This window comes from Bacillus inaquosorum KCTC 13429 (assembly GCF_000332645.1).
GTDB classification, from domain to species: domain Bacteria; phylum Bacillota; class Bacilli; order Bacillales; family Bacillaceae; genus Bacillus; species Bacillus inaquosorum.
This window is the reverse complement of the sequence record NZ_AMXN01000006.1, coordinates 1-14,883: the sequence shown is the minus strand read 5'-3', so window position 1 is coordinate 14,883 and position 14,883 is coordinate 1. Positions and strand designations below refer to the sequence as shown.

General features: G+C 47.8%; 11 protein-coding genes. 6 read left to right on the top strand and 5 right to left on the bottom strand.

All coding sequences use genetic code 11. The features are described 5' to 3' along the window. The first annotated feature begins 214 nt into the window (after nt 1-214). The 4 genes from BSI_RS06195 to BSI_RS06210 all read left to right on the top strand — a co-directional run bounded on the left by BSI_RS06195 (nt 215) and on the right by BSI_RS06210 (nt 3,588). Nucleotides 215-862: a YczE/YyaS/YitT family protein gene (locus tag BSI_RS06195; protein WP_003240151.1), complete on the top strand. Its 648-nt coding sequence runs from the start codon at nt 215-217 to the stop codon at nt 860-862. A gap of 129 nt (nt 863-991) precedes the next feature. Further along, nucleotides 992-1,990 (top strand): permease, encoded by a 999-nt coding sequence (locus BSI_RS06200; protein ID WP_003240150.1) that lies wholly within the window; start codon nt 992-994, stop codon nt 1,988-1,990. 12 nt (nt 1,991-2,002) lie between these two features. After that, a complete protein-coding gene (locus BSI_RS06205) occupies nt 2,003-2,860 on the top strand; it encodes a TIGR03943 family putative permease subunit (RefSeq protein ID WP_003240149.1) in 858 nt (285 codons plus the stop codon). A 53-nt stretch (nt 2,861-2,913) separates the two neighbouring features. Beyond that, on the top strand, nt 2,914-3,588 hold the full coding sequence (locus BSI_RS06210; RefSeq protein ID WP_003240148.1) for a 4'-phosphopantetheinyl transferase: 675 nt from the start codon (nt 2,914-2,916) through the stop codon (nt 3,586-3,588). On the opposite strand, the gene BSI_RS06215 is transcribed toward BSI_RS06210, so the two are convergent. After that, nucleotides 3,583-4,917 carry an aminotransferase-like domain-containing protein gene (locus BSI_RS06215; RefSeq protein WP_003240147.1) on the bottom strand — a complete coding sequence of 445 codons (1,335 nt, stop codon included), beginning with the start codon at nt 4,915-4,917 and terminating at the stop codon, nt 3,583-3,585. The two genes, BSI_RS06210 and BSI_RS06215, sit on opposite strands and share 6 nt — an antisense overlap. A gap of 124 nt (nt 4,918-5,041) precedes the next feature. Here BSI_RS06215 and BSI_RS06220 point away from each other — a divergent pair, with 124 nt between their 5' ends. Together BSI_RS06220 and BSI_RS06225 are read left to right on the top strand one after the other, a co-directional pair. Further along, entirely contained in the window at nt 5,042-5,986 is a 945-nt protein-coding gene (locus tag BSI_RS06220) for a DMT family transporter (RefSeq protein ID WP_003240146.1), read from the top strand. A gap of 49 nt (nt 5,987-6,035) precedes the next feature. Further along, nucleotides 6,036-6,575, top strand: a complete 540-nt coding sequence (locus tag BSI_RS06225) for a YcxB family protein (protein ID WP_003240145.1) — start codon at nt 6,036-6,038, stop codon at nt 6,573-6,575. Nucleotides 6,576-6,602: 27 nt separating this feature from the next. Here the strand turns inward: BSI_RS06225 and BSI_RS06230 are convergent, their stop codons facing one another. The 4 genes from BSI_RS06230 to BSI_RS06245 form a co-directional block, all read right to left on the bottom strand. Then, the gene (locus BSI_RS06230) at nt 6,603-7,829 is read right to left on the bottom strand and encodes an MFS transporter (protein WP_003240144.1); all 1,227 of its coding nucleotides are present in this window, start codon (nt 7,827-7,829) and stop codon (nt 6,603-6,605) included. Between the two features lie 97 nt (nt 7,830-7,926). Beyond that, nucleotides 7,927-8,655, bottom strand: a complete 729-nt coding sequence (gene srfAD / locus BSI_RS06235; protein ID WP_003240143.1) for a surfactin biosynthesis thioesterase SrfAD — start codon at nt 8,653-8,655, stop codon at nt 7,927-7,929. A 27-nt stretch (nt 8,656-8,682) separates the two neighbouring features. Continuing rightward, complete coding sequence (srfAC, locus tag BSI_RS06240; protein ID WP_003240142.1) at nt 8,683-12,510, bottom strand: surfactin non-ribosomal peptide synthetase SrfAC; 3,828 nt, start codon at nt 12,508-12,510, stop codon at nt 8,683-8,685. Nucleotides 12,511-12,546: 36 nt separating this feature from the next. Then, nucleotides 12,547-14,883: condensation domain-containing protein (locus tag BSI_RS06245; RefSeq protein WP_032732218.1), on the bottom strand; the 2,337-nt coding region annotated here is incomplete at its 5' end.

Below are 14,883 nucleotides of genomic sequence, written 5' to 3'. Positions count from 1 at the left end.
GTCTAGGAAGGGCGAGCATTGGAGCACAGCGAATGTTAAATTCGTGAGCACCGAAGCGCAGGCCTGACAACGAATGCAAGGGTTTGCCAACACGCTGAAACAGGGCGCCTGCGGCGGCCCTGTTTTTTTGTTGAGCCCCTTTCGCCTATTCCGCCCTTTTGTCAGATGTGCTACAATGACAATCGACTGATTTTTACGAAAGAAGGGACCTCACGTGAAGCAAGAACTTGTTCTGCGCTGGACATTTTATTTTGCCGGTTTGATCATTTTGGCTTTTGGTGTATCCCTGACGATAGAAGGAAAAGCACTCGGCATTAGTCCGTGGGATGCATTTCATTACAGCCTGTTTCAGCACTTCGGGCTTACCGTCGGCCAGTGGTCCATCATTATTGGAGCGCTCATCGTCGGATTAACATCATTGTTTACGAGGGCTTGGCCAAAAATTGGCGCAATCCTGAACATGGTGCTCATAGGTGTTTTCATAGATTTTTTCAATTTTCTTCTGCCTGCCCCCTCCACCTACACGGGATCCGTCATCGTCTTCTCGCTCGGTGTGCTGCTGATCGGCTACGGCGTCGGTGTTTATGTATCAGCAGGCCTTGGCGCGGGGCCGCGTGATTCGCTGATGATGCTGATATCAGAAAAAACCGGCTGGAATGTGCAATGGGTGCGGAACGGCATTGAAATAACGATTTTGTTTGCTGCATGGGGCATGGGCGGTCCGATCGGTTTAGGTACTATTTTGACTGCTATCCTCACCGGACTCATATTGCGCTTTTCATTGCCGCAGTCCATCCAGCTGCTGAATTATGCTGTGGCAAGGCGGACAGCCGCTGTGAAAGCAACTCCGCCACTTCACTAAGCTCTTATCAAAGAAAAACGGACCAGTTCAATGGCCCGTTTTTTTGTTTTCATTCATGTTCTGCAGGCTTGTCTCATAGATTGATACTATCTCATGAAAGAGAAATACTAGGGACGGAAGGTATCATGAATGGAAGCTCTCCAACAATTTGCAAGACGCTCCTTCAGCATATTGCTCTTTTTCTTTTTACTGTATTGTTTTATTCTGCTTGAACCTAATAAGCTTTCTTTTCATATTCCGGAGTCACTGCTAAATGTGAATACCATTTTCCTGAGTATTTTGCTTGAATCCATTCCATTTATCATGCTCGGCATCTTTTTTTCTTCTTGCATTGAAATTTTTGTCTCTGATGAATGGATGACCAAATGGATTGTCAAGAATCCGTATGGCGCCATAGGATCCGCTGTCGTCATCAGTATTCTTTCCCCTGTATGTGAGTGTGCTGTGATTCCGGTAGTGCGCCGACTCATTCAAAAAGGGCTTCCTCTGCATGTCGGCTCGGTGATCTTAGTCGGAGCCCCCATATTAAATCCGATTGTCATCCTCTCCACCTACTATGCCTTCAGCAAGCATTTGGAGCTTGTGTACGCGAGGATTGGACTCGCCATCGTCATCTGTATCATAACCGGGCTTATGACATATTGGATATTCGGAAACAAGAACATGCTAAAACCGCATAAAACAGATGCTTTACCGGAACACAGTCTCAAGCAGCAGAATGGAAAACGCTTGAAGCCTATCATCACCCATGCTGTTGAAGAATTTTTCGATATGGGCCGCTATTTGATAATGGGCGCATTTATCGCCAGCCTGTTTCAAACGTTTTTAAACCGCGGAGCTCTCGCTGAGCTGGGTACAAGTGACCTGTCTGGTTCCGCCGTCATGATGGGACTGGCATTTGTCCTGTCACTTTGCTCACATGCGGATGCATTTGTAGCATCTACGTTTTCGGGCACCTATTCTCACGCTTCCCTTCTCTCCTTCATGCTGTACGGCCCGATGTTAGATTTAAAAAATACGTTTGTGTATGCTTCATTTTTCAAAAAGCGCTTTGTGTTTGTATTTTCTATTATCATTTCGGCTTCAGTTCTTGCAATCGCTTGGCTATATGGTTTGATTACCGCATAAAGGATGAGTGAGTTGAAAGAAAATAAAACGTATTCTTTTGATGCTGTTGTACGGGGGCTTCTATTAATAGGATTTGCATTAATGGTATTAAAACTTTATTTGACAGGGCACATTTTGCATTTCATTTCTCCGCGTATGCTATTGTTTACGAAGTTTTTTATTGTGGCTGCTTTTGCGCTTGGCATATTGTCATTTATATGGAGAAAACAAGACAGTCCGCACGCCTGCTGCGCATGTGCAAGCAGTCAAACATCTTCTCCGTCTCACCCATGGCTGTACAGCTTTTTTCTGATTCCTATCGTTTCCGGTTTCCTTTTCCCTAACCACGTGCTGACAAAAGAAGTGGCACAGAACAGAATCTTCTCAGCAAACAGCACCAAGAGCCCAGAAGAGAAGAAATCTGATACTCAAACGCAATCCTCTGATGAAGCAGGAGCGGCTGCGGTACTGCCAAGCGGTTATGAAAAAGACCTGGCCCGAGAGCTGGAGCGAAAGAATGTCATTCCGATTTCAGACAAGTATTATGTTCCAATCATCAATCTCCTGCTGGAGAATGCAGGAGATTATGCAGAAAAAGAGATCGACATGAAAGGATTTGTCTATTTTGATGAACAGCTGGATCACTATATCGTTGGACGTTTTGGCATATCCTGCTGTATTGCAGATGCTACGGTTTACGGACTACCGGCCGCATTTACAGAAAAAACGGGTGTAAAGGAAGGCGAATGGGTTCACATTACGGGAAGGCTTGCTGTATTCCAGAAGAATGGTGAACAGCTTCCAATCGTATCTGTCACCCACACGAAAAAAATCAATACGCCAAAAAGCCCCTATGTATATGAGATCATCGAGGATCTTACTCCGAAGTAAAACAAAATATGATAGGATGGTTTTGACAATCTTTTGCAGACGGAGGATCTAGAATGAAGATTTACGGAATTTATATGGACCGCCCGCTTTCACAGGAAGAGACTGAACGGTTCATGTCTTTCATATCGCCTGAAAAACGGGAGAAATGCCGGAGATTTTATCACAAAGAAGATGCTCACCGCACCCTGTTGGGAGATGTACTCGTTCGCTCAGTCATCAGCGGGCAGTATCAGCTGGACAAAGCTGATATCCGCTTCAGCGCACAGGAATACGGGAAGCCCTGCATCCCTGATCTTCCTGACGCCCATTTCAACATTTCGCACTCCGGCCGCTGGGTCATTTGTGCATTTGATTCACAGCCGATCGGCATTGATATTGAAAAAACGAAACCGATCAGCCTTGAGATCGCCAAACGTTTCTTTTCAAAAACAGAGTACAGCGATCTTTTAGCCAAAAACAAAGACGAGCAGACAGACTATTTTTATCATCTATGGTCAATGAAAGAAAGCTTTATCAAACAGGAAGGCAAAGGCTTATCGCTTCCGCTTGACTCCTTTTCAGTGCGCCTGCATCAGAACGGACAAGTATCCATTGAGCTTCCGGACAGCCATACACCATGCTATATCAAAACCTATGAGGTGGATCCCGGCTACAAAATGGCCGTATGCGCCGCGCACCCTGATTTCCCCGAGGATATCACAATGGTTTCGTACGAAGCGCTTTTATAAGTGGCTCAGCAGCAGCTTGACGCCGTGTTCAATATCTTCCGTTTTCACATTGGAAATATTGATTTTTAATAGATTTTCTTTCGGATAATCTGATAAATAATGACGGTCTATCGCCTCAAGGAGAACCCCTTGTTTTTTCAGCCTTTGAATCACCCTTGAGGCCGGCAGATCCTGAGGAAGCACCAGATGGGTGTGCATGCAGGGTGCCTGCCCGCTGGAAAAAGTGAAGCGGCCGCGCCCCAGCTGCCTATGTGTTTGGATGGCTTGATGAAGCCTTAGTGATCGTTCCTTATAGGAAGCACGGATCTTCTCCTTATGCCTGCCGTACATGCCGCTTTTCAGATAAATTTCCAACGCCGCTTGAGAAATCATCGAGCAGTCGATGTCGTTCAGCTTTTTGTACGTGTGAAACGTGTCAATTAGCGCATCCGGCAAAACAGCAGCCCCCACACGAAGACCGGGAAACATCATTTTTGAAAAGCTTTTCAGATAGATGACATGCGAGGACAGATCATATGCGTACAGCGGATCTGCCTTTTTATTTTCCTCCAGTTCACCGAGATAATCATCCTCAACGAGATAGACATCATACGTTTCTGCGAGTCTCACAAGCTCTTGTTTATCACGCTCTGATAAAGAACAGCCTAGCGGGTTATGGAAGCGCGGCATCGTATAAAAAAATTTGATTGATTCTGTCTGAAACAGCCGCTCAATCTCGGCTATATCAAGCCCCTCCTCCGTTCTTTTCACTCCGATAGCGGGTATCCCTAGCGTTTCAAGCTGTTCAATCATCAAATGATATCCCGGCTGTTCAATCGCAATCTTCTCTTTCCCATTTGGAAACGGCATGGCACAAAGCAGGGATAACGCCTGCTGGACACCTGATGTAATGAAAATATGCCGTTCATCCGCAAACACCTGCTGATTGGCGAGCAGCTTTCGGAGTACACGGATGAGTGATGGAAGCCCCTTTGGCGTCCCATAAATAAACAAATCGTTTTTGTATGTATCAATCGCTTTGTTGATGCAGTGCTGAAAATCAAGATACGGAAATACATCAGGGTCCGGTGCAGATGTGGCAAAGTCAATGGGGCCTTGCTGTCCGCTTTTTGCTTTTCCCGTCTTTTTCACAATATAATAGCCGCTTTTCGGAACGGAGTAGATGAGGTGACGCTTTTCCAGCTCCTGCAGCGCGCGGATCACAGTGCTTTTGCTGACTTGATAGCGGACGGACAGCTGACGGATGGACGGAAGCCTGTCACCTTCTTGAAAAGCGCTGCTTTGCATCATCTCCTCTATTCTCGTCAATAGGCTCATATACTTCTCCATGCTTTCTCCCCCTGTTTTGTACCGGTACAGTTCATTGTTTTTCTCATTGTACCGCTCTGGTCACAGCCATACAATAAAATAAAGCGACCAGCGCTGCAATTCAGGTAAAGGAGCACCTCCCATTATGTTTAAAAAACAGCAAGCCTCCGCTTATATGGCGGCTATCTTATATTCGTTCATTATCGGTTTATCCTTTCTATTCGTAAAAATCGCACTGCAAACAGCCGAACCGTTTGATATTCTGGCGCATCGGTTCACCATTGCGTTTGCTGCGGCCACTGTACCCGTCTTATTCGGCTGGGTAAAGCTATCAATCCGTGTAAAGGACGTCATTGCCATTTTGCCGCTCGCCCTGCTGTATCCGGCGTTGTTTTTCAGCTTTCAGGCATTCGGCCTTGTGTACTCGTCCTCTTCAGAAGCGGGAATTATTCAGGCAGCGATTCCGATTTTTACGATGGTCTTCGCCTCTTATGTTTTAAAGGAACGCTCGACGTGGATGCAGAAGGGTTTCACGGTTTTATCCGTTGCCGGCGTCATGTTTATTTTTGTGATGAAGGGCGTTGACGTGGAATCTGCCAGCTTAAAAGGATCTTTGCTGATCCTGCTGTCCGCCTTGTCCTCCGCGATGTACAATACCGCTGCCAGAAAAATGACGCAGCGGTTCAAGCTGACCGAGCTCACCTACATCATGTCAGCGATCGGCTTTGTCGCCTTCAACGCCATCGCCCTTGTGCGCCACGGAGCGGCTGGAACTGCCGGCACTTATTTTCAGCCATTCCGGGAACCCGGCTTTGTTCTCGCCATTGTGTATTTGGGCGTGCTGTCTTCACTCGTCACTTCGTTTCTGTCCAACTATACGCTGTCTCGGATTGAGGCGTTTAAAATGAGCGCTTTTAATCATGTCTCCACCATCGTGACGATGATTGCAGGAGTCGTGATTCTAGACGAAAGCCTGGCCTGGTATCACCTTGCCGGAGCCGTTTGTATTATTATTGGCGTGCTGGGGAGCAATATCAATCTGCAGAAAAAGAAGAAACATCAAAAAGGAACCATTTCTATGAACAAATGAAAATTTATGTTAGGGTTTAAGGAAAATATATTTGAGGTGCATTGTAAGAATGATTCAACATAGCGTCTTCCTAGAGGGAGCCATTTCATTACGAGATATGAGATATTACTTTATATACCGACAAAGAAAAGCGGCAGTGATTTGTTATATTTATATTTTTCTCCTATCTGCATTGGTGTATTCCGTATATGGATTTCCGTTTACCGTTTATAACAACGAAACATTAGAATTGATTTATAATGGTATTTTCATAGCAGTTGTATCTCTGATCTTCACACTGATCTTCACTGCCTTTTTATATCTGCGGCTGCGTACCGGCTATAAGAACAGTGCGCGGTTAAAACGCAAAAGGACATATACCATTAATCGGCAAGGCATTCAAATTCAATCCAAAAACTATGATACCTTGTTTGAATGGAATGAAATAAAGGGAGCGGCAGAATATAGACACTTATTCTCCATAAAAACCTCCAGTCACCAGCTGATTTTGATACCTCAACGTTTTTTCAAATTCGAAAATGAGCGGCACTCGTTCAGACAGCTTGTGAAAGAACATGTGCCCGCCAAAAAAGTAAAGTTGCAATCTTAAAAAGAGGGGTGTCCCCTCTTTTTTTTATTAAATGTCAATTCTCTCTTTGTGTTGAAAATGAATGTTTTTGAATGGCACCAGCTCCAATAAAGCTGATAAACCGACAAGCACCACACAAACCACAACAATCAGCAGATAATTATGAGTCATGTCATAAAACAAACCGCCCGCATACACACTGAGAGCACCGGCGATCTGATGGATAAAGAAATTGATGCCTAACAGCGAGCCGATTAATCCTGTTTGATAGCTTTCTGAAATAGACGCCGCGGTCAGCGGGATCACGCCTGTGTAGCTGAGCCCGAATAACAGGATAAAACCGAAGTACCAAAGTTCGCTGTGATGGATTCCGAGAATGGGAATGAGCAGGCAAATCAGGCTGAGCAGCCGAATGAAAAATAAGATGGATAGCATCACGCTTCTGCTGCCGAGGAGATCTGACAGCCAGCCCGCCAATAATCCACCAATGATGATAAACGCCCCGAACGCGGCCATCATTCCGTTGACATGAGAGACATGCGCATCCTTCAGCATCGGAACGAGATGAGCATCAATGATCCCCATTGTAAATCCGCATGTAAACACGCCAAAGTACAGGATATGAATGAGGCGGGACTGCTTTATCACGTTCCAAAAACCCCGCCAGTCATAAGACTTTTTTACAGACTGCGCTTGCGCTTGCGGCGGGTGCTTCATCCCGAAGGCGAGGAGCGGCAGCAGAACAGCCGCCATGACGATGCCCAATATCGTATAGGTGTTTTGCCAGCCGGCATGATACGGAGCCGCTGCCCAAATGGGCGAGAGCAGCAGCAGGCCCGCTGAGTTGGCATTGGTCAAAATAGCGAGCGCCAGGCCTTTGTGCGTGTCGAACCAGCGGCTAATGAAATACTGGGTCGTCACGCCGACCGCACAGGAATAGCCGATTCCGCCGAGCACGCCGTAAATGGCAGAAAACACATGAACATTCGGTGAATACGGAAGCACCAAATAGCTTGCGCTGATACAAACAGCTCCAAGCGCCATAATCTTTCTGACGCTGAACCGGTCAATAAAAAAACCGACAAAAAACTGAACGATGCCCGTTGTAATCATAAAAATGCTGACAGAAACCGAGATCAGCGACCTGTCGGCATGGAAGGTATCCGCCATTGGCAGCATAAAAAATTGAAAGGAATTTCTGAATGAGTTCAATCCGATGGCGAAAACAAACGTAAACAGCAATACAAACCATTTCATCATAGGAGACGCGCGCATGTTTCGACCTACCTTTGTTTGAGTATTGCGACTATTATATCATGTAAAAATTGCCACTCAACAAAAAAGCGGAACAGCAGGCGCTGTCCGCTTTTGATCACGATTGAATGATTGGATGCTGATTCAATATCGCAAAAATCCGTTCTGCCACTTCTTCCGTATGTGACAGCAAAAACATGTGTCCGCCGGCAAATTCATGGAATGTGATGTCTTTCGCCCACTTCTTCCAGCCTTCCGCATCCCGAATGCATTTTTCATCATCAAGCCCGTTAAAGACATGAACAGGCGATTGGATCGGGGTCACATCGTGAAGCTCAAATTGTTCAAGAGCCCGGTAATCTGATCTGAAGGAAGGCAGGAAAAAGGACATGACCTCCTTATTTTCAACGAGCTCCGCGGGCATTCCGCCTAATTGAATAATATGATCGAGAAACTGATCATCAGGCAGATGAGACACTTTCTTCCGCTGAATATGCGGCGGCTGTATCGCAGAAATGATAACTGCCTGCGGAATGATGCCTTCACGCTCCAGCTTTTGCGCCAACCTGAAGGTGATCATTCCGCCCATACTGTGTCCGAACAGCACAAACGGCCGATCAGGACGAAGGTTCAATTCTTGCTTGTACAAATCTGTCAGCTCTTCGAGATCCTCAATGGCTGACGTTTGATTCGTGCCGTGTCCCGGCGGCTCGGCAGCGAGCATCTCACACTCCCCCTGCAAAAAAGCATGGAGAGGGCGAAACGACGCTGAGTATCCGCCCGCAAACGGAAAACAGATGAGCTGCGTTTTTTCCGACGCATCAAATGATTTGAAGAGTTGGCTCATGGCCGTCTCCTCCTTTCATCACTTCATTTAAGAAACCGTTACGGTTTGTGTATTAAGAAATTCGAGCAAAATCCCGGCATTCCTATCTAGCGTTTCGCCCTGCAGCATTTCAGCGTGTGTTCCGAAGCCTCTTTTCACACGGTAAGCACCTGTTGTTGCCTCTTCCCACGATGCAAGCCATTCCGGCATGTCAAAATCAACGCCAGAAGTCAGCAGATCAATATCCGCTTTCACTTGGCCTGTGCTGATCAGGTTGACGTAGTATGAGTAGAAAGCGTGTGTTTTTTGCTTGAGGCCTTGTTTGACGGCTTCGCTGTTGAGCGCTTCATTGTCCCGGTTGACATTCATCAACGCTTCAACATCACTCTCAACCGTGCGTCCGTCCAGATCACTGACACCTTGTTTTTTATAGGAATCCACCATGATGATCCGCTGAACAATGCGTCCTTGTTCCTCAAGCTTTTTGGCAGCTTCAAACGCCAGGCTGCACCCCGCTGAATACCCGAACAGTGTCAAAGACCCTTCCGGCTGAAGCTTCTGAATCAAATCCGCATAGCGGTCAAGCCGGTTTTCCTCCTCAATGAAATCAAAGGCGCACAGCTTGTATGTCGGCAGGCGGCTGGCCAGGTTTTGGTACATGAGGCCATAGCCCAAGACCGGCGGGAATGCGAAAATGATCTGATCCTGATCGGGATTCATTATCGTTACATCCTGCAATCCATCTGAGCCCCCGTTTTTCAGATACGCTGAAATGCCGGCGATCGTCGGCGCTTCAAACAAAAGTTTTACCGGGAGATCAATCCCGAGCTCTTTCTTGATGCGGGAAGCCGCGGTCATTGCCTTTAAGGAGTGCCCGCCAAGCGCAAAGAAATCGTCATGAATGCCGACTTGCTGTCTGCCGAGAATCTCGGACCAGATTTGTGCGATCGTTTCTTCCGTCTCGTCGCGGGGCCCGATCCATTCTTCCGCCAGCTGATCCTGATCCGGTTTTGGCAGCAGCCGTTTATTGACCTTCCCGTTTGTCGTTAAAGGAAGCTCGTCCATGAAAGTAAAGGTTTGCGGCACCATGTAAGCAGGAAGCTGTTTTTTCAGGTGTGTCTTTATGTCTGCAGCTGAAAGCTGCATCCTGTTCACGAGGTAGGCGTTGATTGATGCATCGCCAGACTCATGGCGGTCTGCAACAACAACCGCATCTTTCACACCCGGATATTCCTGCAGCTGCTTTTCGATTTCTTCAAGCTCAATCCGGTGTCCGCGTATTTTGACCTGGTCGTCAATACGGCCGGCGTATTCAATTGTTCCATCCGGCAGCCAGCGTGCTAAATCCCCTGTACGGTAAAGCATTTCTCCCGGCTTGAACGGGTTCGTAATAAACTTTTGCTTCGTCAGGTCATGACGGTTTACATACCCTTTTGACACACCCATTCCGCTGATGCACAGTTCACCGACCGCTCCGAATGGCTGGAGCTGGTTTTGCTCATTAAGAATATAAACACTGGCATTGCTAATCGGCTTTCCAATCGGCAATGAGGAGATGGCATCTGGTATATCATGCACGATGTGAGCTGTCGCAAACACCGTTCCCTCAGTAGGACCGTAGCAGTTAATCAGCTTGCCCGGACCCATGACCCGCAGCGCTTTTCTGACGTGAGGCACAGACGCGCGCTCTCCGCCGAATAACACGCAGCGAAGCCCCTTCATCCAATCCTCTCCCGCATCTGTGAGAAGATTAAATAGTGCAGTTGTCGCAAACATGACATTGACATTCTCTTGATGAATCAGATCGGTTAGACGTTCTGTATCAAGCAGCGTATGTTCATCTGCGATAATGAGCCGTGCCGCATTCAGCATTGAAGCGTAGAAATCAAAGGTAAATGCGTCAAAGGCGTAATTCGAAACAGATAAGAACGTATCTTTTTCGGAAAAGGCCATGTAGTCTACATGCTTGACCAATCCTTGAATATTGGCATGAGTGGTGATATTGCCTTTCGGCTTTCCGGTTGTACCGGACGTGTACATGATATATGCCGGATCGTCGGGTTCAATCGCGACTGCAGGATCGCTTGCCTGTTCTGCAAACCGTGTTTGATCATCGATGAAGAGCGTTGTTCCTGTATACGGCAGCTGAGCCGCTTTTTCTTTCATCTCCTGATGTGTCAGCAGACAGGCTGCGGCGCTGTCAGTCAGCATATACGAGATTCGTTCCTCCGGCAGCTTCGGATCAATCGGCAGATAAGCCGCTCCCGCTTTTAATACACCGAGAATGCCGATCACCAGCTCAAGCGAACGCTTCGTGTACAAAGCTACAACGGCGCCTTTGCCCGCGCCCTGCTTTTGCAAACGGCGTGCAAGGCGGTTCGCTTCCTCATCTAATTCGCGATAGGAAAGAGTCTGTCCGGAATACTTGAGCGCCGGTGCATCAGGATTAACGTTCACCGCTTCCTTGAACCATTCCGTCAGAGGCTTTGCCTCATGAGTTTGAGCCGGCGGGTTTAAGCCGGTAAGCAAAAACTCTCTCTCCTTGTCGTCAACGAGGTTGATCGTGCTGACAGGCTGATCCGGCTTATGGATGAGCTGCTGAATCGCTGTGAGAAGCTGAGATTTCAAGCGCAGGATAAACGCCTCATCAAACACATTCTCATTATAGGCAAGCTTAATCAGCATCTCATCCCCTGGGGAAGCCATTAGATTGAGATCATAATTCGACTTCTCAAAAACATGTACATCCTCCATATCAAAGCCGTTTTCACTGTTTTCTTCATTTTTTGCATCCTGAAGCGGATAATTCTCAAAGACAATGATGTGGTCAATCAGTTTCGGCTGATCGGCTTGGCTTTGGATGTCATAGAGCGGCACATATTGATGCGGCTCAGACTGAAGCGATTGCTCCTGCAGCTGCTTGAGCAAACCGTTAAATGTGATATCCTCAGACAGTTTCACCCGTCTTGGGACAACGTTGATAAACAGTCCGACCATATGTTCAACGCCTTTGATTTCCGCGGGACGCCCGGAAACGACTGTGCCGAAGGTCAAATCGCCAGACTGCTGATAGCGGCTGATCAATACGCTCCAGACTGCCTGGAGCGCCGTACTCAAAGTAGTATGCTGCGATTTTGCAAGCTCGGTAAAGGCCTTTGTTTCCGCTTCCGGCAGTGAGAAGAGCAGCTCTTTTGGCTCGTATTCGCCCTTTTGTTTCTTTCTTTGCTCCGCAAACGTTGTCTGTCCTTCAAAATCCTCTAAGTACTCGCGCCAGTAACGCAGTGATGCTTGTTTATCCTGCTTTTCAAGCCACTTGATGTAGTCTTTATACGGTTTGACAGGGGGCAGACTGTACGGCTTTTGTTCGCGCAGGGCATTGTATACTTTAAACAGATCTTGCACGACGATGCCGAAGCACCAACCGTCCAAGATAATGTGGTGGTAGCTCCACACCCATTCAAAGCTTTCATCAGCTTTTTTGAAAATGACTGCCCGCATTGGGATATCCCGCGTCAAATCAAATCCCTTGATCTTATCTTGTTCTTTGTATTCATTGATTTTGGCTGTTTGCTCGCTGCCCGTTAAGTGTGTCAGATCGATTTCTTCTATATGAAACTGCCTTTTTTTCAATACGACTTGGACAGGTCTTTTTACTTTTTCGTGAATGAACACGGTACGAAATACATCGTACCGGTCCATGATCACATTCATGCTTTCTTCAAGGCATTTGATATTCAAGCTGCCTTTTACTTTCATCGTGATTTGTTCAAGGTAAAAGCTCTGGCCGGGATTCAGGATGGTATGAAACAGCATCCCTTCCTGCATCGGCGATAGGTAATACATATCTTGAACCTGATCCTTGCTAAATTGACTCATATGCTTCGCTCCCGCCTTCTGTAATTCCCTTGCGTTTTATTTTAAATTCTCCTCAAGCATGTCAAAGATATCGCCCATCTCGTCCATTTCAAGGTCTTCGGCGCTGAAGTCGCTCGGCGTGAATTCCTTGTCCTCTTTTTCCGTACAATGGCGGATCAGCATCAGGAGGTTTTCTTTAAACCGTTCCATTTGCTCCTCGACCGTAGCTCTTTCAAACTCCTTCTCATTGTAGGAGCAGGAAAGCACAAATCGGCCGTTCCTGATCATGCCGCTGAAGCTTAAAGCGTACAGCGCTTCTGATTCCTCGCTTACTTGGCGCCCCATATCGAAAGCGGACGGCTCAAAGAAGTCGGTTTTTACTTCACTGTCGAATTGGCCCAAATAGTTAAAGCTGATTTCTGGCGTGAAGCCCTTTGTATCCGCTGTTTCTGTGACATAACGGAGAATGCCGTAGCCAACACCTTTATCCGGAATGTGGCGCAGGTTTTCTTTGACTGATTTGATCACGGCTGAGGCATCTTGTTCAGACATGTCGAGCACAACAGGATATTGTGCCGTAAACCAGCCGACCGTTCTGGAGATATTCACATTCGGAATGATGTCCTCCCGTCCGTGTCCCTCCAGATTAATGCCGATTTTGGCACCGTCTGTCCATTCTTTCATTGTTAGACCGAGCGCGCTGAGAAGAATATCATTGATTTCAGTCCCATATGGCTGATGAACATCCGTTAAGAGATGTTTGGTATCTTCTTCCGTTAATTCACAGAGGACAGATGATGTATGTTTGACCATCCGCTGTACTGTTTCATAATCCTTCGGCACAGGAGAAACCTGTTCGGCGTCAATTTGCGCCCAGTATTCAGCCTGCTGTAAAAGATGCGTTGATTGGCTGAATCCCGCAAGTTCTTCCGCCCAGTCCTTGAAGGAGTTTGTTTTTTGCGGGAAGACCACGTTCTCTTCTTTCTCAGCCTGCATGTAGCCTGAAGCAAAGTCTTCAAGCAAAATCCGCCATGATACACCGTCGACCACGAGATGGTGTACTGTGATGAGCAGGTGATCTCCAGCTTCCGTACGGTATTGCTCCGCCTTCAGAAGTGGCCCCTTTTGCAGATCGAGACTGCTCTGCAGCCTGTTCGCGAGAATCCTGATCTGGCTTTTCAGCATGTCTTCATCGGAGCCGTACAGATCCACGATTTCGAAGCTGACTTTACTTTCGCTGATAGGTTTATACGTCTGAATGATGTCCCCGTTTTCCTCACGATAGACCATGCGGAGTGCGTCATGGTGCTGGATCAGCGCCTGCAATGTTTTCTCCACCCGTTCAGGATCAAAGCCCTTCTTCGCATGAAGCATCACTGATTGGTTCCAGTGGTGCTTGTTCGTGAAGTTCTTTTCAAAGAACCAGCGCTGAATCGGTGTCAGGATGACTTCGCCCTCCACTGGGCCTTGGTCCGCCTGTTTGCCTTCGGCACGCTCCACGTATTGGGTGAGCTCTTCGATCGTCGGGTGCTGGAAGAGGTCTTTCATTTCCAGCTTCCAGCCGTGCTGGTTCAAGCGGCTCGCCATCTGGATTCCTTTGATGGAATCTCCTCCAAGCGAGAAGAAATTGTCGCTGACACCGATCTCCGGAATGCCGAGCACATCCTTCCAAATACCGACAAGCAGCTCTTCCATATCCGTTGCCGGCGCTTTGTATTCTCCGCTTCCCGCTTCGATGTCCGGCTCAGGCAAGGCTTTGCGGTCTACTTTGCCGTTTGCGGTAACTGGAAGCTCGTTCAGCGTCACCCAGAACGCCGGGATCATGTAGTCCGGCAGGGTTTCTTTAAGCGAAGACTTTAATGCTTCTATGTCAGCTGTTTCCGGTGTCACATACGCCGCGATCGCTGTATGGCCGCCTTTATCTTTGACAGCTGTCACCGCCGCATCCTGCACCCCAGAAAGCTGGGCGAGCTGGACTTCGATTTCTGAGAGCTCGATCCGGTAGCCGCGGACCTTGACCTGCTGGTCGATCCGGCCGATGTACTCGATGCCGCCGTTCACCCATTTCACCAAGTCGCCGGTGCGGTACATGCGTTCTCCCGGCACAAACGGATCAGCGACAAACCGCTTCGCGGTTTCGTCTTCTCGATTCAGATAGCCGCGCGCCAGGCCGCGTCCCGCCACGCAAAGCTCTCCGGCTATGCCTTCCGGCTGCACCTGATTGCCATCGCCGAGAATGTACACTCTCGTATTGGCGATCGCCTGCCCGATGGAAAGCGAGCCTTCCTCCGGGTTGATTTCTGTGCTCGTGGCAACGACCGTATTTTCTGTCGGCCCGTAGTTGTTGACGAGCGTGTACGGCTGTTTGACCGCACGCTTCAGCTTGTCTCCTCC